Raw genomic sequence first — 25,464 nt, 5'->3', positions numbered from 1 at the left:
GGCGGCTGGGGCGTGCCGCGGCCGACGGGGTGTCGACTGGCCCATTCTGCCAAACGAACCTGAGGACATCACAGGCTCTCTGAGGCGTCAGGGCGTTGGCGGGCGTTCTAGGCGGCTGGCGCCGGGGAAGTATGCCTGGTAGAAGGCTCGGATCAGCTCGGCGTAGCGCTGCTGGGAATGCGTGGTCGCGTTGAGGCAGATGATGTCCGCGTCACGTTCGCGCAGCAGCCGCGGTAGACGCCACGTCAGCTCCCACGAGGCCACGTCGGCGTAGAAGTGGTTGATGCTGCCCAGCGAGCCTCTTCCGGTCAGGTAGCAGTAGTAGGGAAGCAACGACGACGCTACGGACAGGTCCCTCGGGGAGCGGAACTTCGCCCGGCCGGTGCGCTCGAACTCCTCTGGCGCCCGACCCTCAAGCTCGAAGGCAACCGAACGCAGCTGCGGATGGGGCACATGCTTCTGCCGGTGGGCGAGTGGGCTGTTCGTGAGTCGGAGCAGGAGGTCGCGGTTGTTCTTGGCGGCCGCTACGACGGGAGCGTCGTGTTTCGTCCGAGGAGAGTCGCCCACCGCGAGGCCGCTCAGGAATACCCGGGGGTTGCCGTCCTGATCGAAGAAGGTCGAGGGCGGCAGGTAGCGCGACAGGAAGACGTCGTCGTTGAGGTACAGGTAGTGCTCAGCGAGCCCGTCGATGTGGTGCAGGCGGGACTCGATGGCGTGGGAGTTGAAGGTGGGAAGCGCGGCTGGGTCGTCGAAGATCTCGGCGTGATCGACGACCTTCAGGCCGGGATGCTCGTCGGCCAGCCACTGTGGCACCTGCGAGGCGGTTACCACGAAGATGTTGCGGACCCAGGGCGCGTAACGCAGCAGCGACCGCACCGAGTACCGCAGCTCCTCGATCGTGGTGTAGCGCGCTCGGTTGGCTGCGGTGTCGTGCAGGTGGTCGTTCGGGCCGCCCCGGTGGGCGTCGCGTCGGCGCTGCCAGGTGGGGTCGGAGCCGTCGACCCAGGTGTAGACGACGTCGATGGCCTCGACGGGCGGGGTGGGGTTGTCGCCCACCAGCGAGAGGGCGATGCCCACATCCGGACCGCCGAGGAAGCGTCCGGTCGGGTCGGCCCATGTCCGAAAGACCGTCAGCTTGCCCGTTGGTTCGGCCACGAGGCGCGCTGTCATCGGCCGGATCCTGCCCAGCCGACGCGCATACCAGTGATGCGACGGGTCGGCGGCGAGTGCCCGCAGCGCGGCGTCCCAATGTCTGGGCTGAATCCGGATCTGCGGTAGCTCCGGGTACGAGTTCACCTGGACGTGCGGCACGTCCGAGGCATGCAGGGCCGCCGACGCCGTGGCGAGCGTCTCAGCGATGGCCTCGTCGGCCCGGAACGAGGGTCGGACAGTCGCTTCGAGGGTGTGGTTCCCGAGTGTCGTCCACACCGACTCCGACGACCTCCTGGTCTGCCGGGCGCGGTCGCCTCGTTGCAGGAACGCCGCGACACCTGCCCTCATTCGCTCTGCAACTGCGTGTGCTGCAGCGGCGCAAGGGTTGGTGTTCATCTCACAGATCTCTCAGGGCTTCATCGGTCCGCCGTCGAGGCAAGCTCACACGCGGGCACAGGTCAGGCTACAGGGAACGCTCAGCCTGCGCCCGCCGGGAGCTCCAGATTGCGGGCTGCCGTGTACTTTCGTACCGTCTCGTCGACTGGGTCGACGAACTCGAGCCGGTAGGCGAGCAGCCGCAGAGGATCGGAGAAGTCGTCGATGTCGACGGGGGAGATCTCCGGGTAGAGCGGATCGCCGAGCAGCGGGATGCCCAGCTGGTTGAAGTGCGCGCGGATCTGGTGCGTGCGGCCCGTCAGCGGCCGGACCTCGTACAGGGCGCGGTCGCCGTGGACCTCGAGCAGGTCGATGTCGGTGAAGGAGTTGGGCGGCAGGTCCAGGGTCTCGGCCTGCAGGTGCCCGACCCGTTTGGTGAGGTGCGACTCGACGCACCTCGGGAACCGGAGCGCGGGATCGAACGGGGCGATGGCGCGGTAGGTCTTCGCGACCCGGCGCTCGGCGAACACCGACTGGTAGGGGGCGCGCCACCGCTTCTCCGTCGTCATGAGCAGCACCCCTGCCGTGCCGCGGTCGAGGCGGTGGGCCGCCGACAACTCCGGGAGGTCGAGCGCGAGCCGCGCCCTGACCACCGCAGACTGCACGACGTGTTTGCCGCGCGGGATCGTCGAGAGGAAGTGGGGCTTGTCGAGCACGACGATCCGGTCGTCCCGGTGGAGGACGATCAGCTCGCCGGGAACCTCAGGCTCGTCTCGCAGGGGGCGGTGGAACCAGAGGAACGTGTGGGGCGTATACGGCTCACGCCCGGTGATGGGGCGGCCCTGCTGGTCCACGAACGTGCCGTCGGCAAGCAGCGCGTCCACGTCGTCGGGGCTGGGGGCGAGCTTGACGACGAGCCAGTCGCGCATCGTCGGCCAGGGCATCGGGTCGACGGGGTCGCGATCCGGGGTGCGGACCCACGCGGCCTGCAGGCCGTGCCGCGGCGGCAGCGGCGATCTGGGTGGCATCGAAGACCTCCTGTGGCGGCGAGGGTGGGATTCGAACCCACGGAGAGTTGCCCCTCGGCCGCTTTCAAGGCGGCTGCACTAGTCCACTATGCGACCTCGCCAGTGCGCCGCCATCCTAGCGCGCCGCTCCGCGGGGGCTCCACCGCGGCGGGGTCGCCGCCGGTAGGCTTCCGTCATGGGTCAAACCGTCTACGTGATCCCCCCGCGTCCCCCCGTCCGCGCCTTCGTCATCGCCGCCGTCGCCGCTCTGCTCGGGGCATTCCTGCTGGTCGGCGGTCTGTCGTGGCACTGGCACCTCGCCGCGGTGATCGTGGGCAGCGTGATCCTCGCCGCGGGCGTCATTCTCGCGGTCCTGGCGTTCCTGTCCCTCTCGAGGCTGGCGGTTCGCGTCGAACTCGACGACGACGGGTACCGGATCACCGGCAGCGCGGTCGAGCACACGGGTCGGTGGCTCGACGTGAGCAAGGTCACGCAGTCCGACGAGGGATCGCACGTCACGATCTACCACGGCAACGTGCGCCGCACCCACCTGCTGTTCCCCCGCGGCGACAGCCCACAGATCGACACCGTGCTGGCCGACGTGAAGGCTCACCTCAAGGCGTCGCGCCGCCCGCCCCAGGCCTGAGGCAGGCGGTCGGCCCGTCCGGCTACTCAGCGTCGCCCGTGTAGGCGCAGGCGTCGGCTACGGTCTCCGCGCCCTCGCCGTTGCTGGTCGACGTCTTGGTGGCGGTGGAGGTTTTGCTCTTGGTGGCGGTGGCCGACGAGGTGGCGCTGGGCTTCGCCGACGCCGTCTCCTTGGGTGTGATCGCCTTCTTGACGGCCGCCTGCATGGCGTCGAAGTCCGGGTTGGCGTAGGAGTAGCCGTTCTTGCCGTTGGTGAAGACCAGCCGGCTGACCGTGGCGTCCTTGACCCGGAAGGCCAGGTCGATGAACGCGCTCAGGTCCTGCTGCGGGATGTCGGTCGTCAGCAGGTCGGCCGAGGCTGCGGCGATGGGCTCGAAGCTCGTGAGCAGCGTCTGCGGATTTGCCTGGGCGATGATCGCGTCCACGAGGCAGGACTGGCGGGCCATGCGGTTGTAGTCGTCGGTATTGAAGCGGCTACGGGCGTACCACATGGCCTTATAGCCGCCGAGCTTCTGGTTCGGGCCGGGGGTGAGGTAGCCGCTGGGCTCGCGATAGGGCTCGTGCGAGCCGCCGATCGCCAACTCCTGGTTGATGTTGACCGTGACGCCACCCATCGCGTCGATGAGCTCCTTGAGCCCGTCGATATTGAGCATCACGAAGTAGTCCATCTTCAGGCCGGTGATGCCCTCGACGCCCTGCTTCAGCCCCTCCGCGCCCGGGTAGGTCGCGTCCCCGAGCAGGTCCGGGTACTGCTTCTCGACGGTCTCCCAGATGCCGTTTACCCAGAAGTCGGACTCGGGCGTACCCCTGAACCCGTCGGGGAACACCGATGCCATCTCAGAGCCCTCGGGGAACGGCGTGTACTGCACGTTGCGGGGGATCTGGATGAGCGTGGTGTCGCCGGTGGCCGTGTCGATCGAGGCCACCATGATGGTGTCGGTGCGGATGCCGTAGTCGTCGATCCGGTCAGCGCGGGAGGCGTCACCGTCGGCGCCGAGGAGCAGGACGTTGACCCGCTCGATTCCGGCCCACGGATCGGCCTCCTGGGTGGCGAGGGTCGGGCGGTTCGTGGCCTTCACGTCGCTCGCGTCGGGGAGGACCTGGTTGACCAGGAGATAGGCATCGCGCGCGTAGCGGGCGCCGACGGCCGACGGAGCGGACGCGGTGAACGCCAGCGCGGTCACGACGACGGCGCCGAGGATCTTGCGGCCGCCCCTGGTGCCGGCGGGCCGTGTCACGATGTGGGTCGTGGCGATCAGCCCGACCCAGACGACGGCGAAGGCGGCGAGCGCGAAGCTGAGGAACGTCAGGCCGGAGCTGGATGCGGCGAACTTCGCCAGGGCGACCTGGTTGTTGAGTGCGTACCAGCCACCGACGATCGCGACGACGATCATCAGCAGCGCCACGGTGCCGCCGAGGACCTTGAGCCACGTCCTCCTCGCGCCCAGCAGCCCGGATCCGGGCAGCACGAGCGACGCGAGGGTCAGCAGGATCGAGGCCCGGAGACTGCGTCTGCCGTCGTCCTCGACGGGAACCGCGTGCTCGGGCGCCAGCCAGGTCGTGTCCGGCGTCGGCAGGTCGGCGGCGTCCGTGGCGGCGATGAGGGCGGCGACGTCGACGGGTCGCTCCTCCGCCTGCTCCTCGACGATCGCTTCGCCCTGAGCCACCTCGGCGTCCGCCTCCACATCGGAGGGGATTGTCGGGCCGACGGGTGGGTCTGGCTCGTCGTGCGTCGTGTCGGCGGGTGAGGCGTGCGCCGCCCATGCGTCGGCGGCGGTGTGGCGTCCGAGCGGGATGCCGCGGGTCGGCGTCAGGTCAGGGTCGGGGGCATCAGGGCCGGCTGATGAGGCTGCCCTCCCCGGGGTGTGGCTCCCGTTTGCGGGATCCCCAGGGCGCCGGGACTCGGCGCGGAACCAGCTGTCGGCCAGGTCGAGGACGGGCGGTTGGTCGGCCGGGGACGGGGAGGAGTCGTCTGCGGGTCCCCCTGTGGGTGCGTCCGGGGCGGGCGCGGAGGACCCGTCGGCCCGTCCGGTCGCCGGGTCGCTCGCCTCTGCCGGAATCGGTGCGTCCGGGGGGAGCCCGCGGCGGGGCCGCTGGTGGTCTTCGCTCATCAGTGTCCTCCTGCGCCGATGAGTCTACCCGCGGGCTCGTTTGGCGGCATCCGTCGCGCTCGGCTAGGCTAGAGCGGCACTGGAGGTGTCGCCTAGTACGGTCTATGGCGCCCGCCTGCTAAGCGGGTTTGGGGCTTCAACCCCATCGCGGGTTCAAATCCCGCCACCTCCGCCAGTTGAGTCACGTTGGAACCCCCGGTAAACGCAAGTTGCCGGGGGTTTTGATGTCCCCGCCCGGCCGTGAGGAGGTCCGCGCCTGGAGGGGCCGTGTCGCGCCGTGTCGGCCCATGTAGGCCGCGTTCGGGGCGGATGCGGCGGGTCGGCCAGTTCGACGATTGCGGCCGCCGGAGGCGCGGATTCGCACCCCAGCGCGACCACACCACCCTACAGACAACCAGTTAGTGCCCCAGAAACCACCACCAACCGCGCCCTGACAAGTACATCTACTCCGGATCAACCCCGAAATTCCGGCGGCCTGTGGGGAACTCAGGCCGGAACGGGCACCTGGTCAAGCTGAAGATCACCGGCAAGAAGCACTGGTACCGGAGCGAGGCGATCGCAAACGACTACTTCGAAGCGATCGTCCTCGCCTTCAGCATGCTCGACGGCTGGCCAGAGGCCGAGGCAGCACAGATCTTTCCGCGCCTGCACACGAAGCATGACACCGCCTTCTGCGATAGGAGCCCGTCCCGGCATCGAGAACCACGAGTTCTCTGCCGGGACGAGGCTCCTTCTCACAACGGCTGGTATACACTCGCTGTCCTAATTGGGTAGCGCCCCGGCTAGGTGCAACGGAACGGAGTGGTAGATGGGCTTCGGGGACAGGGTCAATGCTCGTGATCAACAGCGGGACGGAACCGCGAGCGCTCTAGCGCGTCGCGAGGTGGAGTTGCTCGAATCGCTACGGGGATATCTCGATTCGCTCGGAGCAGAGATCGCGATCACTTGCGAGAGTCGGGATCGACCAACGATCAATACCGGACGGCAGAAAGGCCGAAGGTTTGTCGTGGACCACGCGGCGTGGATACTTGATGGCGATACCACCGGTCTTGGACTCGACGCGATTTCGCACCGCTTCCGCTTCTACAGGCCGAATCACTACAGGGAGCCTTTTGCAAAACGAACGCCGAGACGATTCCAGCGTGCAACTGGAAATGCTTTTGGCGGCCACTGGGTTCCGGATAGGACTTTCCTGGATGTCCTGGACACAATCCACCTCCGGGCTCCCGCAGGACGTCTTTCCATCTACTGCGATACTGTCAGTCTGGCGGACGGCATGAGCGGTAGGAGCTTCTATTGGGACGGTATTTCGCTTTCTACAGATGGGCCTGCAGGCTCTCGAGACGAGATCAGCTTTGAGGATTGGCTCGTATCGATTTTCTGACGAGAGTTTCGGGCAAGCTGACTTGCCGATAACTGATCGCATTGACCTATAGCTGCAGCCAGCGGGTCATTTGATCCAGCATTCGAAGGACGCCTTTATAGCCGCCATGGTCTGCGGGCGGAATCTGTTTGCTGGCTCATCACAATCGGGGGGTAGGTGCGGTGTGATCGTGGTCGGCGCGTCGGTCACCGGGTAGGGGTCGAGGTCTTCCGAGGATGGAGGTTCTCACGCCAACCATCTGGAAGACCTCGACGTGCCCGACGCTACCTTCGCTGCCCCTGACCTGACCACCTTTTGCCGGCTCGACGAGCTGGGGCTCGTCGCGGTCGGCCAACGAGTCGAACCAGAACGAGCGGTCATCGCTTGCCGGGTTGTGGAGCCTGACGACTGGTGTCACCGATGCGGCCAGCACGGCCTGCTGCGTGACACCGTGGTGCGTCGGTTCGCGCACGAGCCGCTCGGGTGGCGACCCACGATCCTGGAGGTGACGGTCCGTCGGTACCGGTGCACGGGTTGTGGGCATGTGTGGCGTCAGGACACCAGCCGGGCTGCGGAGCCGCGGGCGAAGTTGTCGCGGCGTGGCCTGCGGTGGGCGCTGGAAGGGATCGTGGTGCAGCACCTCACCGTGGCCAGGGTCGCCGAGGGCCTGGCCGTGTCGTGGAACACAGCGAACGACGCGGTCCTGGCCGAAGGGAAGCGGGTCCTGATCAACGACCCCCGCCGGTTCGACGGGGTCACCACGATCGGCGTGGATGAGCACGTGTGGCGCCACACCCGCCGCGGCGACAAGTACGTCACCGTGATCATCGACCTCACCGGCCCTCGCACCGGCAAGGGGCCGGCGAGGTTGCTCGACATGGGCGAGGGCCGCTCCAAGAACGTGTTCGCCACCTGGCTGGCTGAACGAGACCAGGCCTGGCGAGACGCCGTCGAGGTGGTCGCGATGGACGGGTTCACCGGGTTCAAGACCGCCACCGCCGAGGAGTTGCCCGACGCGGTCGCGGTGATGGACCCCTTCCACGTCGTCCGTCTCGCCGGCGACGCGCTCGACAAGTGCCGCCGCCGTGTCCAGCAAGACCTCCACGGCCACCGCGGCCGAGCCGGCGACCCCCTCTATTCGGCCCGGCGCACCCTGCACACCGGCACGAGCTTGCTCACCGACAAACAGAAGACCCGACTCGAGCAGCTGTTCGCCGACGACGACCACGCCGCTGTCGAGGTCACCTGGGCCGCCTACCAGCGAATGATCACCGCCTACCGCGACCCCGACCCCACCCGCGGCATGACCTCATGACCAAGCTGATCGCCAGCCTCAGCAGCGGCGTGCCCGCCGCGCTCATCGAGCTCCGATCGCTCGGCCGAACCCTGAAACAGCGGGCCGCCGACGTGCTGTCCTACTTCGAGCGGCCCGGCACCAGCAACGGCCCTACCGAAGCGATCAACGGCCGCCTCGAACACCTCCGCGGCAGCGCCCTCGGCTTCCGGAACCTCACCAACTACATCGCCCGCAGCCTGCTCGAAACCGGCGGATTCAGACCCCAACTACACCCTGGATTGTGAAGAGCCTGTTTGCTGAGCGCAGCGGAGACGGCTTCGTTCTCGGTGTCGTCGTCGGGGAGGAACACGCTGAGCGGACACCGAAGCGTGCTTTCGGCAGGAGCAAGAGTGTCGCGCCGGAACCAATACTGCTGTCGTTCATCCACGGGTCTTCACGCACGGAGCGATCGAAGCGGGTCAGATCGTAGCTCGTCTCGTCGACGGTGAGCGTCGTGCCCGTGAGCTTGTACTGCCTGGTCCGGGGCTTCGAACCGTAGGCAACCAGCAGCGCGGTCACCATCACCGTGATGAGCACGGCGAGCATCCACTGGTGGTAGCTGAGCGCCACGGCGACTCCGAGGAACGTGAGGTAGATCACCACGGCCCACCACCAGCGATTGCGCGGGGCACGTTCAATGCCCGTCCACGTGACCGGTCGTGCTGATGGCGTCTTCCGCCCGGGGTGGCGGTATCCGCGACCTCCGACCTATCCGAGCCTCGTCGCCGTCTCTCGACTCACCGAGGGCGAGAGATCCCGCGAGCCGCAGAACCTGCGAGCCATCAAGTGGCTCCTTGACCAGCCTGGAGGCTCGGTTGTCGTGGTCACGCCGCAGCGGCAGTTCTCTGGTGACAGCTTGAAGCGTCTCGTCGCGCAGCCTGGTGTCACTCACCTGACCTAGCGTGGCTTCCACGGCGGTTCGCTTCACGGGCGCCGCGTGCTCTACGCCTGGCCTGACCGTCAGCACCTGAACGATCTCTGGGGCTCCGGCGCTGACGCTCTCGTCGTGATCGAGTGGAACGAGGTGGAGACAACGGAGTGGATTGATGATGCCAAGCCGCGCAACTCCTGGACGGACACGCGATTCAGACGCCTCCCACCGACGACACAGCCGAAGCGCCAGATCCACTTCCGAACGGCGTGGACGGGATCCTCGAGTACGTCGCTGGCATGGCAGCGGGCTACTCGTCCGGCCTGAAGTGGAACGAGGAGGACAAGCTCAAGGCAGACATGATGAACCGACCCGAGCGGTGGGTGCCGATCACCGTCAAGCAGGTCCGCGCCAAGTGTCGCGAGCTTGGGATGCGCCCGAACGATGTCGACACCGTCGCTGGATTCCTGCAGCGGCGGAAGGACGGACGGCGCTTCAACGTGCGCAGAGGCCAAGGTGGTCTACTCGGGCTTGTCTGCGGCCGCCCACGCGCAGCCGTGGGCAACGGCGAACTTCTACGACTTCGAGGCGAACCGTCTTCGACGGGACGACAAGATGCTCATGGAGTACTGCATGTACGTGATCGAGACCACCCGATTGGTCAGCGATCAGATTGTCCAGCGCTTCGACGCGGAGCGGGCAGACATCGATCGGTGGAAGCAGACGAACGCGCAGGTCTACGAGTCGCTCAGTGCGTTCGTCCGGCCGACTGGGTCGCCGACGTAGCTGAGGCGATGGCTATCCGTTCGTGGCGCCATCTGAGTCATCGCGCGCCCTCGCCAGCGTTGGTGCCGATCTGGGTGTAGCGATCATTCCATCCCTGGTGGTGATGTCGAACTCTGGGTGGTGGGGTCGTGCAGTAGCTCGGCGATGCGCTTCCACGCTCGTTCGTTCCAACCATCCCTCAGTGTGGCCGCCAGTTGAGACGAGCCCCGGCTATCGGCCGGGGCTCGAGTCATGTGCGGACCTCCGTCGGGTGGAGTGCTCAGCCTGCGGCAGGTTCCTCGGCGGTCACCTTGTCCCCGCCCAGGGCCTTCGTGGCCGCATCCACCGTGTCCTTGACGGTCTTGAAGCCCGCGGTGATGACCTCCGAGATCCACTTCTCCGCCGAGTCGGGCAGGTCCTTCACGTCGACGGTCACCTTGCCGCCGTCTGCCGGAAACGTGACGATGAACCCGAAGGGGACGTCCCGGTCGCGGTAGAGCGGGTCCGTGACGTCCTTGCGCAGGTCGATGACCAGCCCGCCCTTCCGGCGCTCCCACCAGTCGAGGATCATCTTCGCGGCGGCGACCACGCCGGCACCGATGAGGATGGCGGTGACCGGCTCGAAGGCCTCCTGAAGGCCGCCGCTCGGTGGCGGCGTCTCGGCCTGGACGGGCACGCCCGTCTTCTCGCTGGCCGCGAGGGCGGCGGCCAGGTCCTCCTCGTCATCGATCCGGATCGAGAGTCGGATATCGGTCATGATGGCGTCCCTTCGTGTGATGTCCGCGGCACTGCGGACTGGTGTGTGGCGAGTGCCAGCCTGAACTCCGTCAGGCGTTGTGCGTACGGCTGGTGTTCGGGGCGGAGCGCGACGGCGTTGCCCATGTGCCCGACGGCGAGCTCGTAGAGCCCGGCCGCCTCTGCGTGGTTGCCTCTCTCGGCGGCCTGGCGGGCCTGCTCGGAGTACGCGACCCCGAGGTTGGCCGCCGCCGCGATGTTCGTCGGCGCGATCTGTCGCAGCGTGGCGAACAGCCTGACCGCGATGTCGAGGCGGCCGGTGGACATGGCGAACAGCCCGAAGTCGTTGTACGCGGGGGCCGCGAAGAGCGCGCACTCGGGGCACTCCGGCACCGCGTAGACGTCCCCGTCGTAGTGCGGATGAGGGCTGCTGTGCAGCGCGTCCTTGAAGAGGGAGTCGACGAGGTTGAGGAACTCGCTGTCCTCGTCGCCCTGTTCGAGCAGCAGCATGGCGCCGGAGGCGTTCGCCGCGCGGCGGGCGCACCGGGCGAAGTCGGGAAGCTCCGTGCGGTCGGTCATGAGCGCGGCGAAACCGGCGAGCAGGGGGGAGGCGAAGCTCGAGCCGAGCACTCCCTGCGGCTGAACGATCAGCAGGTCGGCGAAGTGGGACTGGACGAAGGTCGGTTGCTGCGACACGGCCTCCTCCATACCCGAGTTGACCGTCCTTGCCACGAGCTGGAAGCCGACCGCCATGACGCCGGGAACCACCGCCGGGACGTAGACAGCCGTGTCGCTGTTGCCCGTCGAACAGATCACCGAGACCCCGCCGGCCGCCGCAGCATGGGCGGCCAGCCACAGCGGTGAGTGGGGAACGTCGATGATCGTGCGCCAGCCGTCGACGTCGAGGTCCTCGGTGGGGCCGGCGACCTCGGGGCCGGCGGCTGGGGGAGTCGCGCCGTCGCCGGCCAGCACGGGGGAGGCGTCCGCCATGGGGATTCCCAGGCCCAGGCTCAGGTTCACGACGTCGACCCGACGCTCGAGGCAGTCCTGCAGCGCCGCGAGGACGCGGTCGAGGCTGAGGCGCCCATCGGCCGACACCGGGTACAGGAGCAACTGGGCATCCGGTGCGACCTGGTGAGCTAGCAGCGCGACGACGGTGCCGTGGGTCGTCCCTGCGGACGGGTCCTGGTCCCAGGCCAGCGGGTGCCGCGCGATGGCGGGGCGGGTCGCGTCGAATCCTCCGTCGATGATGGCGATGACCCGACCGGCGCCCCTGCGCCCGAGGCTGTGCGCCGAACGCACAGCCTCCCAGAACGCGCCCTCCATAGGGAGGTCCCAGGAGTCCGTGGCCGACGCGTAGCGGCCGAGAAGCGCGCCGGTCGCGTCCGCGCCACCGCCTTCGAGGAGCTCCAACTCCCCGCCCCCGACAGCGTTCATGTCCAGGCTCCCCCTCGAGTCCCAGTCAGTCCACTCAGGGTATTGCGGGGTGGGGTCCTTGCGGCACGTTGGCAGCCGCCGATGCCAGTGGAGCGTCAGTCCGCGTCGCGCCCGAGGATCAGGTAGGCGAGCGGGAGGATGCCCACCGAGTTCACGACGGTGAGGGCGACGGCCCAGCCGGCCTTGCTGCCCTTGACCTCCTTCTGGGGCCTGTTCACCAGGTCCGCCAGGGCGACGGCGCGCAGGGCCACGTCGGCTCCCGCCAGCGCGGTCAGCGCGAACCTGCCCGCCCGCGACTTCGGGAGATGCCCGTGGTGCTTGTCGTGTCCGATCTCATGATGCATGGCTCCGCATCCTCTCTCGTGTGGTGGAAGCCTAGTTCTGCGGTGGTAGTGCGGCTTGGGGTTGCCTCAGCTGCTGCGCTGCGGGTTGACCTCTCGGATGAAGCTGATCAGGTCGTTGGTGGATCGGGTCTGGAGCCACACGCGTCCGGGCCCGACGAAGTCGGTGACCAGCCCCTCACCGCCCAGGATGGTGGACTTCCAGTTCCCGGCCTTCCGGACGGAGTATCTGACGGTTTCGTCGAATGCGACGATGTGCCCGGTGTCGATGGTCATGGTCTCGCCCGGCGCGAGGCTGAACCCATGGATCGCTCCGTAGGAGGCGAGCAGCACCTCGCCGACCCCCGTGCAGCGGAGGAGGATCAGTCCGGCCCCGGAGAAGAACCCGCGGCCGCCGCCCCACTTGGAGTCGACCTGGATCGTCGTGTCGGAGGCGATCCACGAACCTGACTGCACCATCAGCGCCTGCCGCCCGTCGAGGGTCACCTCCACCATGTCGCCGGGCAGGGCGGCTGCCACGCCGACCTGGCCGCCGGTGCCGGAGTGGAAGTCGTTGACGAAGAAGCTCTCCCCGCCCAGCGAGCGCTTGAGCCCGCTCATGAAGCCGCCACGCGTCGAGGTCTCCATGCCGATGTCGCCGCGGGTCATGGCCATGGCGCCGGCCTCGACGCGGAGCGCCCCGCCGGGAGGAATCGTGATGGTGCCCATCGCGAAGGCGGGACCTGAGGTGATCGAGACGTCCATGGGCTCCCCTGTGTGGTGGACTGGCCTCGACGCTGAGGCCAGCTGGGTGTCACGTTAGCGTGGCCGGGGCTCGCAGTCGATGGCGGGTCGGGGACTGTGCGCTGGCGCCGCGCCGGCTCGTCGGAGAATAGGCTCCAGGCATGGCAGAGACCGACCTCAGCATCCTGCTCCGTGACCTCGATCCCAGCGTCCGTGAGGGGACCTTCGTGTTCGTCGTCTCGGACCGCGACCTGCCCGCGCACGCCCGCATCGTCGAGCGCGAGGGTGCGACGCTGGTCATGGCGAAGCCCGACGCCGACGAGGCGGGCCTCGAGTACGACGGCCAGTGGGCCTGGGTCACGCTGGAGGTCAACTCGTCGCTCGAGGCCGTCGGGCTGACGGCCGAGGTGGCGACGGCGCTGGCCGAGGCCGGCGTCTCCTGCAACGTGCTGGCGGGCTTCCACCACGACCACCTGCTGGTGCCCGCCGACCGCCTGGGCGACGCGATGAGCGCGCTCAGCCGGCTGAAGAAGCCGAGGTCGCGGATGCGGAAGGTGCTCTCCGCGCTCGGCTTCTACGACTGAGGCTCAGAACTCCTCCCAGGTCAGCGGGTCCTGACCGGTGGTGCGACCGTCGGGGCGAGCGAGGGTCGCGATCTGGGTCAGGTCGTCGTCGCTCAGCACCAGCGACGTCGCGAGGTTGGCCAGCTGGCGTTCTCGGTTACCGGACTTCGGCAGCGGAAGCACGCCGTGGGCCCGGTGCCACGCCAGGACGACGGCGGCGGGGTCGCTCCCGAGCCGCTCCGCGATGCCGACGATCACCGGCTCCTGCAGCAGCTGGGTGCCGCGCCCGAGCGGCGACCAGCCCTCGGTGATGATGCCGTGGTCGCGGTTCCAGGCTATGGCCTCAAGGTTGGGGAAGTACGGGTGGACCTCGATCTGGTTGACCGACGGCAGAACACCCGTCTCGGCCATCAGGGTCTCGAGGTGCTCGGGCTCGAAGTTGCACACTCCGATGTGCCTGACGAGCCCGGCCTCGCGGGCGTCGATCATCGCGCGCCAGGCCTCCATGTACTTCCCGACCTTCGGGTTGGGCCAGTGGATGAGGTGCAGGTCGAGGTAGCCGAGCCCGGTGCGGAAGACGCTCTCGGCGATGGACTGCGTAGCCAGCTCGTAGGCGTGGTGGCGGCCCGGCAGCTTGGAGGTCACGATCAGCTCCTCGCGCGGCACCCCAGTGCGCCGCACCGCCTCGCCCACGGTCCCCTCGTTCTCGTAGTTGAACGCGGAGTCGAGCAGGCGGTAGCCGACGTCGATGGCGTCGAGGATGGAGCCGACGCCCGCCTCGCCCTTAAGTTGGTAGGTGCCGAAGCCAACCGCAGGGAGCGTGAGCCCGTCGTGGGAGGTGAGGTACGAGGAATCCGTCATGTCGCCAGCCTGCCACCGTCGCGCGGGCCCTCCGAAGAAGGTTCGCCGGGCGAGAACGGGGCGGTGACCCGTGGCCGGGACCGCGTTACGCTCGGGCCAACGAGTGGGCCGTCCGGTCCACGGTGGAGGTGCTCAGGCCATGGCGGTCATCACATTCGACGCTGCGGTCGACAGGATCCAGGACACCGAGCTTGTCCGACTGCCCGCCGACGCGAGCGCGGAACTCCCCTCGCGCGGTCAGGTCGCCGTGACCGCGACCGTGGACGGCTGCGAGCTCGACACCGTCGTGGAGCCGGACGGGCGCCGCGGGCACTGGCTGCGCCTCACGCCGGATCTCCTCGGGGGCGCGGCGGTCGGTGACAGGGTGGCCGTGACGCTCGCGGTGCGCAGCGACTGGCCTGAGCCGGAGGTTCCCGACGACCTCGCCGCCGCGCTCGATGGTGCCCCCGCCGACGTGCAGGCGGTCTGGCAGGACATCACCCCGATGGCCCGGTGGGAGTGGGTGCGGTGGGTGGGCGCCACCCGGAACCCTGCGACCCGGGAGAAGCGCGTCGCGGTGAGTATCTCCAAGCTGGACAACGGCAAGCGTCGCCCGTGCTGCTTCGACCTGTCCTCCTGCACCGACCCGGAGCTGTCGCGCAGCGGCAAGCTCATGACAGGCGAGTAGCACGCCAGGGGCGCCCGGCCCCGGCCGCGCCGTGGTGTGTTCCCCCCACCCTCGCAATGCGGTGGCAGGGCTCTGCTACTCGAATGCTCCTCCGTCGTACCATCGGGTCATGAGTCAGGTGAAGCTGAGCGTGAGCCTTTCCGAGGACGACGTCGCCGCTCTGGACCGGTACGCGAAGGCGGCCGGACTGAAGTCGCGGTCTGCGGCGATCCAGGAGGCCATCAGGCGACTCGGCGACGCCGACCTTGAGGACGCATACGCCGCGGCCTGGCAGGAGTGGGAAGACTCAGGCGACGCCGAGGCCTGGGAGTCTGACTCGGCGGACGGGCTGGCTGATGCTCCGCGGTGAGATCCGGCTGACGTGCAGCTGATGAGGCAGCTCGATGACGCGCTGAGGGTCCACCTCCAACTCTGAACCGCGGGAGGGCGTCGCTCGGGTGCCCGGTTGCCCGGCGGTCGCACCTAGCGTGGGCGCATGTTCATCCTCATGTCCGTGCACCATCCCCGGCCGGAGCATTGCGCCGCGCTCATCGAGTCGATGCACCGCTACGGAGCGTCGATCCGGGGAGGTGAGGGTCTGGTCGCAATCCACACGCTGGAGGACGAAGGATGCGACCGGCTCGTCGGCCTCGCCGTGTTCGCCTCGCGCGACGACTTCGAGCGGCTCGCCCCGGTCGCCCGCGCAGCTGTCGCCGAGGATCCCTTCGACGAGTGGGAGCGCCTCCCCATCGACGGGTTCCGGCTCACGGAGGTGTAGCGACCGCCGACGGCCAGCCGGGTCGGTCAGCTGGTGATGATGCTCACGGCCAGGACGGAGGTCGCGAGCATGGCGCAGCCCAGCTCGACCAGGATCCCGACTCCCAGCGCCTTGATGGTGGCCCAGCTCGTCGACGCGGCCTGCCGCAGGCCGCGCAGCCGCCACCATTCGGCGAGTAGCAGGCCGACGGCGAAGCCGATCGGCAGCCCGAAACCGGGCAGCACGAAGACCCCGACGATGCCGACGACGATGCCGACGGTGACCGGCCAGCCCGGCACCTCCCGCTCGCGCAGCGAGCGCCCGGTCAGCAGCCAGCTGCTGCCCGCCCCGACGGCGAGCAGGGTCACGGCGAACGCGAAGGCGATCCAGCCCCAGCCGGACGCACCCCACACGGCCCACACGAGGGCGCCCGCGCCGACGAGGAGGCTGCCGGGCAGCACGGGGAAGACGATGCCCACGAGCCCCGCGAGGGCCAGCAGGATGGCGGCGATCGCCACGAGGAACTCCATGGCTCAACCTTACGGACCACGCCAGCCGTGGACGCGACGGCGCCGCCCCACGCTGCTGCGGGGCGGCGTCGCTTCGGCCGTGCGGCTCAGCGTCGCAGCGTGAACTTCACCACGCTGCCGGGGGAGAGGACCTCACCGGTGCTGAAGTCGATCTCGCCCATGGTGCTCACGTAGAGCTTGCGGCCGCTGGCCTCGACGGCCAGAGGGCTGTCGATCTTCACGGCCGTGCTGACCTTCTTGCCGCGGACCGCGGCGACCCGACCGTTGTACAGCTCGGTGACGTAGATAGTGCCGTCGGAGCCAAGCGCCAGGTCCGTCGCGCCCAGGAAGCCGGACGCCACCTTGGTGGCCTGCCCCGACCGGCCGATCCGGTACACCGCGCCGCGCGCACCGAGCGAGTCGTCCTCAGGGCCACCAGGGAGCACGGTCACGTAGGCGGCGCCCTTCCGGTCCACCTCGACGTCGGTCGGCACAGGTTCGAAGGCGTAGGAGACGCCAGCCAGGCAGGAGAATGACCCTGCCGGCGCCCCGAAGGACTCCTCCAACCCGGCGGCCATGTCGTCGGTGATCGTGATCACCTGCGGCGGCAGCACGGCATAGGTGGAGACCTTGCCGGTCCGGCTCACCAAGAAGATCGCGTTGGCCCCCGCATCGGCGACGAGCCAGCTGCTCCCGACGTTCGCCACCGCGTACGGGTGGGCGTCGACGATGCCCGGGTAGGTCGCTTGGCCGCCCGTCAGGCCGCCGAGAATCTCCTCGGCACACGCGTTGCTCCCGCCCACGATGCCGTAGGTGGATGCGCCGTCGGGGTTGTTCGCCGCCTCGTAGCCGGCGATGTCGGCGACCACGTCCGCCTTGCCGCGTGCGGTGATGATCAGCCCCGCCTCGGTGTGGTCGCCGTTGGTGAACGTGTAGGCCAGCGACTTCTTCCTGGCGGACACGTCGACGCCCGCGACGTCATAGCCCGGCTTCGACACGACCGTCTTCCCCGACGTCGTCGTCACCGTGCCGGCCATACCGTCAGCCACGTAGACCTTCTTTCCGCTGACCGCCAGCCCGAACGGGGCGGCGACCGCGGTCGTGAGCACCTGGCCCCGCAGGTTGTGGTGGGGTTGGTGACCCTTGTGCGCCCATGCCGGTTGGGCGACGGCGCCCAGTGCCAGCAGGGCGAGTCCGACGGCCGCGGCCGCCGTTTTTCGCGCTCGTGATCCCATGAGGATTCCTCCCACATCGTCGTGGGGGCCCGCGTCCCCCGTCGCGAGCTCGGAATGAGCCCATTGCGATGACGCTAGATGTCGGAATGGGCACGTCTCGTGCCGGCGGGGGTTGGAAATGTTCTCACAGCGGCGACAGGATTCTCACAGAGTCGCCGTGGCGCATGAGGCGACGTCCGGTTCCCTGAGGTTGTCGAAGGGCGCCGAGCGTAGCGAGGCGGTGAACGGTTCCGGTGGCTGTGTCCTCTCGCTTCGCTTCGAGGCGTTTCGACAGGCCTGTGCTGAGCTTGTCGAAGTGCTCAACGACCCGGTCCCAGCGGTGTCGAAGGGCGCCGAGCGGAGCGAGGCGACTATCTGGGTGGCAGCGTCGTGACCTCGACGGGCGAGACCCGCAGCGTCACGCCCACCCCGCGTCCCAGCTGCTCGGCCAGCTCCGACTGGAGTGCCGCCGGGTCCGGCGGGGATCCCTCACCGCCCAGGAGGCGACCTTCGTCATCAGCGACGGGCGCTCGAAGTACAGCGTCTCCGCCAGCTCCTCGCGCCGCTGCCGTCCGACGTCGACGATTCGGAGCCAGTCCCACAACACGGCGGACACGCTGGCGGTCTGCGGGTCGAGGTCCGAGCCGGGTAGCTCCCGGGCCAGCCCTCAGGCGATCAAGAGGATCCCGATGAGCACCAGCGCCACCGCCCCGACCCGATCGCGGCGTGGCTGAAGGAGTCGGGCATGGTGAAGGCCAGCGCGCCGAACGCGATGAGGACGGCCTCGGCCGCCAGCCGGAAGGCCAGGTCGCCGCGGTGTTTGACGATGGACATGACCGCCGCCATCAGCCCGCGGGCCACGACGTAGGCGCCCAGCACCCCGACAACGAGCGAGAGACTCACGGACGACCCGGCGCCCGCCGCCCAGGTCAGCACGGCGAGGATCGCCGCGGCCGCCAGCCCGGCGAGGGCCGGAACAGTGCGAGGACGCGGTTGACCCGTCTCCCGATCCACCGTCGGCCGGTCGCGGCGTAGACGAGGTCCTGCACCCCGAGGAACGTGAGCGCGACGATCACGATCACCTGCGCGACCGACGTCGTCGCCGTGGGGGTGAGGAGGACGGTCAGACCGGCGACGACGGGTTGCTGGTGGCCCGGAGGAACTCCCGCCCGGTCAGTCCGCCTGGGACGGGCAGCTTGGCGTCTGGCGGTACGGATGCGGGCGTGGGCACATGCTAGGACCGCAGTTCGCTCTGGTCCTTGCGCCGCGCCCCATGAGGAGAATCGCGGCGGTGCCTCAGGCCGGCAGCGTCGGCCACCCGCTGGTCAGGTAGGCCTCGACCGCGCGGTGCCTAAACGTATAGCGGCGGCCGCGGTCGATGATTCCGCGGATCGTGTCGAGCCGCTGCGCCGTCGTGCCCGCCTGCGTTCCGGAGGTGAGGCCCAGCCGCTGGGCGATCCGCTTCAGGGTCCGGCCGTCGGGGTCGAGCTTTGCCATCGCTTCGACGAACTGGCGCTCGCGGGCGGGGAGCCGCTCCAGGATGCGCTCGACGTGGGCCGCGGCCTCGCGGGACGCGGCCCGCCATCCTGCGGCCGCCTCGGCGGCTGTGATCGTGGCGCCCGTCCCGGCGTACCAGGCCTGTTCGCCGGCCAGCTGGAACAGGAACGGCTCGCCCTTGCAGGCGTCGACGATCGTGGCCGCGGCCTCCGGTTCCATGGTGACCCGCGACATCCCGCCCTCGCCGTCGGAGACCTCCCAGCCGTTCACGACGAACTCCCACAGCGCGGCGGTGAGGTCCTCGTCGCTGATGGCCTCGAGCACGGAGACCTTGAACCGGCGCGCGAAGGTGGCGCCGCGTCGGGCGTCGACCGCGTCGGCGAAGTCGGGCAGGCCGGTGAGGTAGACGGCGATCGGGAGCGTTCGCGCGATCCTGACGCCGCCGGGGGCGTCGACCTCGACCTCGTGCACGATGGCGTCGCCCAGGGCGACCAGCAGCTGGGACAGGACGTTCGCGTCGGAGATGTTCTGCATCTCGTCCAGGTGGATGAGGACGACGTTGCCCCGGTCGATGGCCGCCCGGCCGATCTCGAGCAGGAGGTCGAACAGCGCGCGGTACGGTTCCGGGCCGTCGCCCCGGCCCAGGGTCAGCCCCGTGCCCGAGACGGACACCGACTCCACGCGCGCCAGCACCCGCCCGATGCGCGCCTCCCTGCCCGCGGTGAGCCCGGCGGTGTCGGCCAGCTGGAGCAGCGCCTCGGCCACCCGCTTGAGAGGGTCGGTCCCCGCGGGGATCCGGAGCTGCGGCGTGACCCAGTCCCCGGCCGCGGCGGCGTCGCGGGCGATGCGCCGGGCGAGCGACGACTTGCCCAGGCCTGGCTCGCCCAGAATGATCCGGCCGCGCTCGGGGAGACCGGCGATGAGGCGCGGACGCACGACGTCGCGCCAGTCGGAGAGGTGCTCGATCCGGCCGGCCCACACCTGGGGGACGGTGTCGGATCCGGGGCTGAACGGGCTGGTGACCGGCGATCGCATGTTGATAACTTTATCGGCGGTGGGGGCCGCCGATAAAGTTATCGGACTCGCGGGGGCCCGCTGTCGCGGGCGGTCGGCCAGGGTGATAGAACCGTGCAGTCACACAACGGGCCGAGGCTGCCGCAGGCAGGGCCCGGTCGAGGAGAAGTCATGACTGAAGCCACGGGAACGACCGTCCCGACGAGCTCGAAGGTCGGCGTGTTCTCGCTGACCGCGCTCGTTGTCGGGTCGATGATCGGCGGCGGCGTGTACAGCCTGCCCGGCCGGTTCGCATCGCAGACCGGCGTCGTCGGCAGCGTGATCGCCTGGGCCGTCGCCTGCACCGGCATGCTGATGCTTGCCCTCGTGTTCCAGTTCCTGGCCGTGGCGCGGCCGAAGCTCGACTCCGGCCTGTACGCCTACGCGAAGCACGGCTTCGGCGACTACGTCGGCTTCCTGTCGGCCATCGGCTACTGGGCCTCGCTGTGTGCGTCGCTGGTGACGTTCTGGATCCTCATCACGTCCACGCTCGGCCTCGCCTTCCCGGCGTTCGGCGAGGGTGACACGGTCCCGTCGCTCCTGCTGGGCTCGGCCGGGCTGTGGCTCTGTGACCTGCTCGTCCGACGGGGCGTGGGCAAGGCCGCCGACCTCAACAGGTTCGTCACCGTCGCCAAGGTCCTGCCGGTGATCGTGTTCATCGTACTCGTCCTGTTCGCCTTCGACCCGGAGGTCTTCCGGGCGAACCTCCTGGCTGTCGGGGACGCTGCGCCGTTCCCGGAGCAGGTGCGCGCCACGATGCTGTCGACGGTGTTCGTGTTCCTGGGGGTCGAGGCGGCGAGCGTCTTCTCCCGGCACGCGCGCCGACGCGAGGACGTCGGCCGGGCGACCGTGCTCGGGTTCGTCGGCGTCGCCGCCGTGTTCGCGTCGGTGACCATCGTGTCCTACGGGGTGCTGCCCCGGGAGGAGATCGCGGCCCTGCCGCAGCCGTCCATGGCGGGGGTGCTGGGTTCGGCCGCCGGGCCGTGGGCCGGTGTGTTCGTGTCCGTCGCGCTCTGCGTCTCGGTGCTCGGCGCCTACCTGGCCCTGGTGCTGACCGCGTCTGAGACGCTGTACGCCGCCGCGGCCGACGGCGACATGCCCCGGTTCCTGGCGAAGGTGTCGCGCCGTGACGTGCCGACCCGCGGCCTGGCGCTGACCAGCGTGTTCGTCCAGGTCCTGCTGCTGGTCGCACTGTTCGCGCAGAACACGCTCGACTTCGCGATCGAGGGCACCGCGACCCTCGCTCTCATCCCCTTCTTCCTCGTCGCCGCCTATGCGCTGATGGTGCTGCTGGACCGTCGCGCACGGATGCCCCGACAGGGCCGGCTGCTGGCGGTGGCCGTGATCGCAACAGCGTACGCCGTCGGCCTGGTCTTCGCGGCGGGGTTCACGCAGCTGCTGCTGTCGTGCGTGGTATTCGCTCCCGCCACCATCCTGTTCGCGATGACGCGGCGAGAGCAGCACCGACGCACATTCACGCCGTTCGAGTGGGCCGTGTTCAGTGTGGTCGTCGTGGCCGCGGTCGCCGTCGCCGTCGGGCTGGCGGCAGGCTGGCTGACGCTCTGACCCTTCGACAGCCGCGGCAGCTGGGAAACAAAGAAGCCGCCGACCGGTTCCGGTCTGGCGGCTTCACACCTAGCGCGCTCGGAGGGACTCGAACCCCCAACCTTCTGATCCGTAGTCAGATGCTCTATCCATTGAGCCACGAGCGCTTGGGCAAGATGAAACTATACGCAGATTCGGGCGACGGGGCAAAACGGGACCCGCCGCGCAGCACCAGGCTGGGGGCCGTGGGCCCATGGTGGGCGCGCTGGCTGCTCTCGACAGTGGTTGTATATACCGTGTGACAGAAACCTGGGCCCACCGAGGAGCAAGCGCCTACGCGCCGGAGAACACGCTACCTGCGTTCGAGGAGGTGGTCCGGCTCGGGCTCCCCGGCGTCGAGTTCGACGTCCAGCGAAGCGCCGACGGTGCCATCGTCTGCATCCATGACGAGACGGTCAACCGCACGTCGAACGGCTTCGGACGCGTGGTCGACCTACCCCTGGAGGAGCTTCGCCGGTGCGACTTCAGCAACGGCTTTCCGGGGCGCCACGGCGTGAAGATCCCGACGCTCCGTGAGGCCCTTGACGTATTCCAGGGCACCAACGTCACTGTCAACATCGAACTCAAGAACGGCATCGAGCTGTACCCGGGGATGGAGGATCAGGTGGTGCGGATCGTCCGTGACGCCGGTCTCCTCGACCAGGTCGTGATCAGTTCCCTGAACCACTACTCGATCGCGAACCTGCGCGGACACCTCGCTGCGTCGCAGATGGCGCTGATCCTGACCGACGGCATCGTCGACCCCTGGCGCTACGCGTCATGGTTCGGGGCCGGCGCCATCCACCCGCACCGTCTCGCCCTCCGGATCCCCGACTACGTCTGGTTGGCCCACGAAGCCGGCATCAAAGTCCGCGCCTGGACGATCGACGACGATGCCGAGGCCATCCGGCTTGCCGGCCTCGGTGTCGACGCGATCATCTCGAATCTCCCGGATCGCGTCCGCGACGCACTGCGCCACCCGGTGTACTGAGGGGACTGGGACTCTTCGTCAGGCTCAACGATCTGGGTCTTGATTCTGTCCATTTCTGTTTCCTGAGCTTGTCCCCTCGGTTTCCTGAGCTTGTCCCCTCGGTTTCCTGAGCTTGTCCCCTCGGTTCCCTGAGCTTGTCCCCTCGGTTCCCTGAGCTTGTCCCCTCGGTTTCCTGAGCTTGTCCCCTCGGTTTCCTGAGCTTGTCGAAGTGCTCAACGATCCGGGTCCCTGAGCTTGTCGAAGGGCGTTGAGGAGGCGCCCATGCGCCGACGAAACGTGCGACGCCCGCAGCTGCGAGGGCTGTCGATAGGCTCTGCTGCATGAGCAACCCCTTCCGCCCGGAGCTGTGGACGCCCGTCGAGGGCTTCGAGTTCACCGACATCACGTACCACCGCGCCAAGGACGTGCCGGCGGTCCGCATCGCCTTCGACCGGCCTGAGGTGCGCAACGCGTTCCGGCCCCACACCGTCGACGAGCTGTACACGGCGCTGGAGCACGCGCGTACGTCGTCGGATATCGGCTGCGTGCTGCTGACGGGCAACGGGCCGAGCGAGAAGGACGGCGGCTGGGCGTTCTGCTCGGGCGGCGACCAGCGCATCCGCGGCCGCGCCGGCTACCAGTACGCGGAGGGGGAGACGTCCGAGAGCGTCGACGCGGCCAAGCTCGGCCGGCTCCACATCCTCGAGGTACAGCGGCTGATCCGGTTCATGCCGAAGGTCGTGATCGCGCTGGTCAACGGCTGGGCGGCGGGCGGCGGGCACTCGCTGCATGTCGTCTCGGACCTCACGCTGGCGTCCCGCGAACACGCGAAGTTCAAGCAGACCGACGCTGACGTCGGCTCCTTCGACGCGGGCTACGGCTCGGCGTACCTCGCACGCCAGGTCGGACAGAAGTTCGCGCGCGAGATCTTCTTCCTCGGCGACGTGCACGACGCCGAGGACGCCCACCGCATGGGCATGGTCAACCGCGTCGTGCCACACGAGCAGCTCGAGGACATCGGCCTGGAGTGGGCGGCGAAGATCTGCGGCAAGTCCCCGACGGCGCAGCGGATGCTGAAGTACGCGTTCAACGCCATCGACGACGGACTGGTCGGCCAGCAGATCTTCGCCGGCGAGACCACCCGTCTGGCGTACATGACCGACGAGGCCGTCGAGGGTCGCGACTCGTTCCTGGAGAAGCGATCCCCCGACTGGTCGAAGTTCCCCTACTACTACTGAGGCGGGTCCCCAAGGCCAGGGCGCAGCGGAATGTGGCCGCGGCCACCAGCAGGTTGAGTGCCCTGCACGGTCGACGTTGCCCCGGGACAGTTGGAACCGACGTTCAGCGAGACCACGCCGCTGAAGTCTCGTCACGACGCCAGGCCGTGGTCCTCCGGCCACCGCCTCCTACGTGCCCCGACTATCGCAGGAACCGCTGGGACCGCTACTTCGGTAGTCTGGGCACACCACGCCGAATCCCGGGCGGCGAGGCCAGGAGGGTGGCAATGCAGCTGACCCGCGCAGAGTTCGCGACGCTGATTGAGCAGGCCATGTGCGGGGCCACGGTCGACGACGACCGGCTCACCCCAGAGGAGCAGGCAGCTCTGGCGGCGCTGAACGGCGCGCGCCCCAGCAGCCGACACGACCTGATCGGTGCAGCCTGGGGCGTGTACGCCCAGCGAGACCCGGACTGGGCGCGGCGACGTGAGCGACGAGCTGCCGCGTCACACCACCACACCGTCGATGCTGACGAGAACCCGACGACGAAGACGTCGGGGAACTAGCGCGCGACCGCGGATGCTGCTTGCTCGGGCGCTACCGCCGCGCCACTAGGCCGCCCATAGGGTCAGCGCGAGCAGAGTGACCGACAGCGCCACCTCCAGCAGCCCGATCTGCATCGGTCGCCTCACCGCTCGCGGCATCTGCCACGCCCTGGCAGGCAGGGCGACGGCGAACAGGATCCACGGCCAGCTGAGCCAGCCGAGGAGTACCGCCGTGACGATGAGCGCCGCGGCGGCCGCGTGGTAGGCCACGGACCGGCGGGCGGCGCGGGGGTCGTTGCGCTCCCGGATCAGGGCCTTGACGTGCAGAACCGTGCCGACGAAGTACAGCGTCACCGTCGCCATGAGGGCCCACTCGGAGGTCGTCGGAGGTGGGGACCAGGGCGCGAGTCGCAGCACGGCCATCAGCCCGCACGACGCGAGCACCGTCACCACGCCGGAGGACAGCGAGCGCTCTCGCCTCGTCGCCGCCCACCGGAACGCCGGGCCGAGCAGCAGGGCGTAGACCGGCACCCACCACAGCAGGGCCGGGCCTCGGAGGACGAGCGTCGCGACGCCGAGTGCGACTGCGCCGATCCCGTACGTGGCCAGGGCGGGGTAGTGGCGCCCCCGTCGCCTCGGGGCCGACTTGAGGACCAGGACCGCGGCACTGAAGGCGAAGTACCCGACGAACCAGGTGAGGCACAGCGTCAGATCTGCCCAGCCGAGCGGTCGCACGCGCGCCGACAGCGCCAGGCCGACGATCGACGGCACGAGGATCATCGCCCATGCGCCGTGCTGTCTGGGCACCCAGGAAGGAGACGTCGCCACCCGGCCACGCTATACGACGATCTCCGGCCCGCTTCCCGCACCCCGGGGCGACCGCGCCCGGCCCGGTTCGTCGGCCTCCGCCGCCTTCTGCGTATTTCGTTGACGTCTGGATGAGAGCCGGCCGCGGGAGACGAGGGAGAGGGCTGGCCCGGGGACGGCATGTCCAGACGCTGTCAGGTGCTCGGCACCATCCCAAGCTTCGGGAACTCTGCTTCCCAATCCCACCGACGCACCCGGCGACACTGGGACCCCAACATCCAGAGCAGGCGGTACTGCGCGCCGTCGCTCGGTCGCCACGTGACCCTCACGGTGTCGGCCCGCGGCATCCACGCGATCGACCAGATCGTCGTGCTCGACGA

General features: G+C 68.9%; 27 protein-coding genes, 3 tRNA genes and 2 pseudogenes. 14 read left to right on the top strand and 18 right to left on the bottom strand.

Annotated features, from left to right (window positions below; genetic code table 11):
• Positions 1-87 precede the first annotated feature (87 nt).
• From QH948_RS12820 to QH948_RS12810, 3 genes are all read right to left on the bottom strand, one after another.
• Positions 88-1,500, bottom strand: coding sequence for a stealth family protein (locus QH948_RS12820; RefSeq protein ID WP_281144732.1), 1,413 nt, complete (start codon positions 1,498-1,500; stop codon positions 88-90).
• Positions 1,501-1,628: 128 nt separating this feature from the next.
• Positions 1,629-2,456 carry a pseudouridine synthase gene (locus tag QH948_RS12815; protein ID WP_281146202.1) on the bottom strand — a complete coding sequence of 276 codons (828 nt, stop codon included), beginning with the start codon at positions 2,454-2,456 and terminating at the stop codon, positions 1,629-1,631.
• A 112-nt stretch (positions 2,457-2,568) separates the two neighbouring features.
• Positions 2,569-2,656: transfer RNA gene (locus tag QH948_RS12810), tRNA-Ser, on the bottom strand.
• Positions 2,657-2,730: 74 nt separating this feature from the next.
• Between QH948_RS12810 and QH948_RS12805 the strand changes: the two genes are divergently transcribed.
• Positions 2,731-3,180: a hypothetical protein gene (locus tag QH948_RS12805; RefSeq protein WP_281144731.1), complete on the top strand. Its 450-nt coding sequence runs from the start codon at positions 2,731-2,733 to the stop codon at positions 3,178-3,180.
• Positions 3,181-3,202: 22 nt separating this feature from the next.
• Here the strand turns inward: QH948_RS12805 and QH948_RS12800 are convergent, their stop codons facing one another.
• Entirely contained in the window at positions 3,203-5,290 is a 2,088-nt protein-coding gene (locus tag QH948_RS12800; protein WP_281144730.1) for an LCP family protein, read from the bottom strand.
• Between the two features lie 81 nt (positions 5,291-5,371).
• Here QH948_RS12800 and QH948_RS12795 point away from each other — a divergent pair.
• The 3 genes and pseudogenes from QH948_RS12795 to QH948_RS12785 all read left to right on the top strand — a co-directional run bounded on the left by QH948_RS12795 (position 5,372) and on the right by QH948_RS12785 (position 8,234).
• Positions 5,372-5,465: transfer RNA gene (locus tag QH948_RS12795), tRNA-Ser, on the top strand.
• Between the two features lie 708 nt (positions 5,466-6,173).
• Complete coding sequence (locus QH948_RS12790; RefSeq protein ID WP_281144729.1) at positions 6,174-6,674, top strand: hypothetical protein; 501 nt, start codon at positions 6,174-6,176, stop codon at positions 6,672-6,674.
• Between the two features lie 253 nt (positions 6,675-6,927).
• Positions 6,928-8,234, top strand: a pseudogene (locus tag QH948_RS12785) (ISL3 family transposase).
• Here the strand turns inward: QH948_RS12785 and QH948_RS12780 are convergent.
• Positions 8,206-8,592 (bottom strand): hypothetical protein, encoded by a 387-nt coding sequence (locus QH948_RS12780; protein ID WP_281144728.1) that lies wholly within the window; start codon positions 8,590-8,592, stop codon positions 8,206-8,208. The pseudogene QH948_RS12785 and the gene QH948_RS12780 sit on opposite strands and share 29 nt — an antisense overlap.
• A gap of 712 nt (positions 8,593-9,304) precedes the next feature.
• Between QH948_RS12780 and QH948_RS12775 the strand changes: the two genes are divergently transcribed.
• Positions 9,305-9,646, top strand: a complete 342-nt coding sequence (locus QH948_RS12775) for a hypothetical protein (RefSeq protein WP_281144727.1) — start codon at positions 9,305-9,307, stop codon at positions 9,644-9,646.
• Between the two features lie 259 nt (positions 9,647-9,905).
• Here the strand turns inward: QH948_RS12775 and QH948_RS12770 are convergent, their stop codons facing one another.
• The 4 genes from QH948_RS12770 to QH948_RS12755 form a co-directional block, all read right to left on the bottom strand.
• Positions 9,906-10,382 (bottom strand): hypothetical protein, encoded by a 477-nt coding sequence (locus QH948_RS12770; RefSeq protein WP_281144726.1) that lies wholly within the window; start codon positions 10,380-10,382, stop codon positions 9,906-9,908.
• Positions 10,379-11,797, bottom strand: a complete 1,419-nt coding sequence (locus QH948_RS12765; protein WP_281144725.1) for a S8 family serine peptidase — start codon at positions 11,795-11,797, stop codon at positions 10,379-10,381. Before QH948_RS12765 ends, QH948_RS12770 begins: the two co-directional genes overlap by 4 nt.
• A gap of 95 nt (positions 11,798-11,892) precedes the next feature.
• Entirely contained in the window at positions 11,893-12,141 is a 249-nt protein-coding gene (locus QH948_RS12760) for a PLD nuclease N-terminal domain-containing protein (RefSeq protein WP_219082786.1), read from the bottom strand.
• Positions 12,142-12,207: 66 nt separating this feature from the next.
• Positions 12,208-12,882 carry a TIGR00266 family protein gene (locus QH948_RS12755; RefSeq protein WP_281144724.1) on the bottom strand — a complete coding sequence of 225 codons (675 nt, stop codon included), beginning with the start codon at positions 12,880-12,882 and terminating at the stop codon, positions 12,208-12,210.
• A gap of 140 nt (positions 12,883-13,022) precedes the next feature.
• Between QH948_RS12755 and QH948_RS12750 the strand changes: the two genes are divergently transcribed.
• Complete coding sequence (locus QH948_RS12750; protein WP_281144723.1) at positions 13,023-13,445, top strand: ACT domain-containing protein; 423 nt, start codon at positions 13,023-13,025, stop codon at positions 13,443-13,445.
• Between the two features lie 3 nt (positions 13,446-13,448).
• Here QH948_RS12750 and QH948_RS12745 read toward each other — a convergent pair whose 3' ends face one another.
• Complete coding sequence (locus QH948_RS12745) at positions 13,449-14,285, bottom strand: aldo/keto reductase (protein WP_281144722.1); 837 nt, start codon at positions 14,283-14,285, stop codon at positions 13,449-13,451.
• A 139-nt stretch (positions 14,286-14,424) separates the two neighbouring features.
• Here QH948_RS12745 and QH948_RS12740 point away from each other — a divergent pair, with 139 nt between their 5' ends.
• The 3 genes from QH948_RS12740 to QH948_RS12730 all read left to right on the top strand — a co-directional run bounded on the left by QH948_RS12740 (position 14,425) and on the right by QH948_RS12730 (position 15,709).
• A complete protein-coding gene (locus QH948_RS12740; protein ID WP_281144721.1) occupies positions 14,425-14,952 on the top strand; it encodes a YdeI/OmpD-associated family protein in 528 nt (175 codons plus the stop codon).
• Positions 14,953-15,061: 109 nt separating this feature from the next.
• Complete coding sequence (locus QH948_RS12735) at positions 15,062-15,301, top strand: ribbon-helix-helix domain-containing protein (protein ID WP_281144720.1); 240 nt, start codon at positions 15,062-15,064, stop codon at positions 15,299-15,301.
• A gap of 126 nt (positions 15,302-15,427) precedes the next feature.
• Positions 15,428-15,709 (top strand): hypothetical protein, encoded by a 282-nt coding sequence (locus QH948_RS12730; protein WP_281144719.1) that lies wholly within the window; start codon positions 15,428-15,430, stop codon positions 15,707-15,709.
• Positions 15,710-15,735: 26 nt separating this feature from the next.
• On the opposite strand, the gene QH948_RS12725 is transcribed toward QH948_RS12730, so the two are convergent.
• The 6 genes from QH948_RS12725 to QH948_RS12700 form a co-directional block, all read right to left on the bottom strand.
• Positions 15,736-16,218 (bottom strand): DUF456 domain-containing protein, encoded by a 483-nt coding sequence (locus QH948_RS12725; protein WP_281144718.1) that lies wholly within the window; start codon positions 16,216-16,218, stop codon positions 15,736-15,738.
• 86 nt (positions 16,219-16,304) lie between these two features.
• Positions 16,305-17,432, bottom strand: a complete 1,128-nt coding sequence (locus tag QH948_RS12720; RefSeq protein ID WP_281144717.1) for a ScyD/ScyE family protein — start codon at positions 17,430-17,432, stop codon at positions 16,305-16,307.
• A 397-nt stretch (positions 17,433-17,829) separates the two neighbouring features.
• The gene (locus QH948_RS12715; protein WP_281144716.1) at positions 17,830-18,027 is read right to left on the bottom strand and encodes a hypothetical protein; all 198 of its coding nucleotides are present in this window, start codon (positions 18,025-18,027) and stop codon (positions 17,830-17,832) included.
• Between the two features lie 59 nt (positions 18,028-18,086).
• Entirely contained in the window at positions 18,087-18,347 is a 261-nt protein-coding gene (locus QH948_RS12710; protein WP_281144715.1) for a hypothetical protein, read from the bottom strand.
• On the bottom strand, positions 18,341-18,493 hold the full coding sequence (locus tag QH948_RS12705; protein ID WP_281144714.1) for a hypothetical protein: 153 nt from the start codon (positions 18,491-18,493) through the stop codon (positions 18,341-18,343). The genes QH948_RS12710 and QH948_RS12705 overlap by 7 nt, the downstream gene beginning before the upstream one ends.
• A gap of 214 nt (positions 18,494-18,707) precedes the next feature.
• Positions 18,708-19,943 carry an ATP-binding protein gene (locus QH948_RS12700; RefSeq protein WP_281144713.1) on the bottom strand — a complete coding sequence of 412 codons (1,236 nt, stop codon included), beginning with the start codon at positions 19,941-19,943 and terminating at the stop codon, positions 18,708-18,710.
• Between the two features lie 150 nt (positions 19,944-20,093).
• On the opposite strand from QH948_RS12700, the gene QH948_RS12695 reads away from it, so the two are divergent.
• Entirely contained in the window at positions 20,094-21,527 is a 1,434-nt protein-coding gene (locus tag QH948_RS12695; protein WP_281144712.1) for a basic amino acid/polyamine antiporter, read from the top strand.
• A 73-nt stretch (positions 21,528-21,600) separates the two neighbouring features.
• Here QH948_RS12695 and QH948_RS12690 read toward each other — a convergent pair.
• Positions 21,601-21,673, bottom strand: a tRNA-Arg gene (locus QH948_RS12690).
• A gap of 131 nt (positions 21,674-21,804) precedes the next feature.
• Here QH948_RS12690 and QH948_RS12685 point away from each other — a divergent pair.
• The 3 genes from QH948_RS12685 (at position 21,805) to QH948_RS12675 (ending at position 24,298) form a co-directional block, all read left to right on the top strand.
• Positions 21,805-22,536 (top strand): glycerophosphodiester phosphodiesterase, encoded by a 732-nt coding sequence (locus QH948_RS12685; protein WP_281144711.1) that lies wholly within the window; start codon positions 21,805-21,807, stop codon positions 22,534-22,536.
• A 320-nt stretch (positions 22,537-22,856) separates the two neighbouring features.
• Complete coding sequence (locus QH948_RS12680; RefSeq protein ID WP_281144710.1) at positions 22,857-23,753, top strand: 1,4-dihydroxy-2-naphthoyl-CoA synthase; 897 nt, start codon at positions 22,857-22,859, stop codon at positions 23,751-23,753.
• A 266-nt stretch (positions 23,754-24,019) separates the two neighbouring features.
• Positions 24,020-24,298 (top strand): hypothetical protein, encoded by a 279-nt coding sequence (locus tag QH948_RS12675; RefSeq protein WP_281144709.1) that lies wholly within the window; start codon positions 24,020-24,022, stop codon positions 24,296-24,298.
• Positions 24,299-24,343: 45 nt separating this feature from the next.
• Here QH948_RS12675 and QH948_RS12670 read toward each other — a convergent pair whose 3' ends face one another.
• On the bottom strand, positions 24,344-25,084 hold the full coding sequence (locus tag QH948_RS12670; RefSeq protein ID WP_281144708.1) for a YwiC-like family protein: 741 nt from the start codon (positions 25,082-25,084) through the stop codon (positions 24,344-24,346).
• Positions 25,085-25,264: 180 nt separating this feature from the next.
• On the opposite strand from QH948_RS12670, the pseudogene rpmB reads away from it, so the two are divergent.
• A pseudogene (gene rpmB / locus QH948_RS12665) lies at positions 25,265-25,447 on the top strand (50S ribosomal protein L28); the annotation flags it as partial.
• Positions 25,448-25,464: the final 17 nt, after the last annotated feature.

Source organism: Tessaracoccus lacteus, from assembly GCF_029917005.1.
GTDB classification, from domain to species: Bacteria; Actinomycetota; Actinomycetes; order Propionibacteriales; family Propionibacteriaceae; genus Arachnia; species Arachnia lactea.
Note: the sequence above shows the minus strand (reverse complement) of the source record. Positions and strands in the feature narration are given on the sequence as shown.

Coding starts and splice junctions, on each gene's coding strand:
- QH948_RS12700 (WP_281144713.1), bottom strand. CDS start 19,943: ATGCGATCGCCGGTCACCAGCCCGTTCAGCCCCGGATCCGACACCGTC.
- QH948_RS12820 (WP_281144732.1), bottom strand. CDS start 1,500: ATGAGGGCAGGTGTCGCGGCGTTCCTGCAACGAGGCGACCGCGCCCGG.
- QH948_RS12750 (WP_281144723.1), top strand. CDS start 13,023: ATGGCAGAGACCGACCTCAGCATCCTGCTCCGTGACCTCGATCCCAGC.
- QH948_RS12775 (WP_281144727.1), top strand. CDS start 9,305: ATGTCGACACCGTCGCTGGATTCCTGCAGCGGCGGAAGGACGGACGGC.
- QH948_RS12745 (WP_281144722.1), bottom strand. CDS start 14,285: ATGACGGATTCCTCGTACCTCACCTCCCACGACGGGCTCACGCTCCCT.
- QH948_RS12735 (WP_281144720.1), top strand. CDS start 15,062: ATGAGTCAGGTGAAGCTGAGCGTGAGCCTTTCCGAGGACGACGTCGCC.
- QH948_RS12765 (WP_281144725.1), bottom strand. CDS start 11,797: ATGAACGCTGTCGGGGGCGGGGAGTTGGAGCTCCTCGAAGGCGGTGGC.
- QH948_RS12770 (WP_281144726.1), bottom strand. CDS start 10,382: ATGACCGATATCCGACTCTCGATCCGGATCGATGACGAGGAGGACCTG.
- QH948_RS12695 (WP_281144712.1), top strand. CDS start 20,094: ATGACTGAAGCCACGGGAACGACCGTCCCGACGAGCTCGAAGGTCGGC.
- QH948_RS12680 (WP_281144710.1), top strand. CDS start 22,857: ATGAGCAACCCCTTCCGCCCGGAGCTGTGGACGCCCGTCGAGGGCTTC.
- QH948_RS12720 (WP_281144717.1), bottom strand. CDS start 17,432: ATGGGATCACGAGCGCGAAAAACGGCGGCCGCGGCCGTCGGACTCGCC.
- QH948_RS12760 (WP_219082786.1), bottom strand. CDS start 12,141: ATGCATCATGAGATCGGACACGACAAGCACCACGGGCATCTCCCGAAG.
- QH948_RS12675 (WP_281144709.1), top strand. CDS start 24,020: ATGCAGCTGACCCGCGCAGAGTTCGCGACGCTGATTGAGCAGGCCATG.
- QH948_RS12755 (WP_281144724.1), bottom strand. CDS start 12,882: ATGGACGTCTCGATCACCTCAGGTCCCGCCTTCGCGATGGGCACCATC.
- QH948_RS12740 (WP_281144721.1), top strand. CDS start 14,425: ATGGCGGTCATCACATTCGACGCTGCGGTCGACAGGATCCAGGACACC.
- QH948_RS12800 (WP_281144730.1), bottom strand. CDS start 5,290: ATGAGCGAAGACCACCAGCGGCCCCGCCGCGGGCTCCCCCCGGACGCA.
- QH948_RS12730 (WP_281144719.1), top strand. CDS start 15,428: ATGTTCATCCTCATGTCCGTGCACCATCCCCGGCCGGAGCATTGCGCC.
- QH948_RS12805 (WP_281144731.1), top strand. CDS start 2,731: ATGGGTCAAACCGTCTACGTGATCCCCCCGCGTCCCCCCGTCCGCGCC.
- QH948_RS12725 (WP_281144718.1), bottom strand. CDS start 16,218: ATGGAGTTCCTCGTGGCGATCGCCGCCATCCTGCTGGCCCTCGCGGGG.
- QH948_RS12815 (WP_281146202.1), bottom strand. CDS start 2,456: ATGCGCGACTGGCTCGTCGTCAAGCTCGCCCCCAGCCCCGACGACGTG.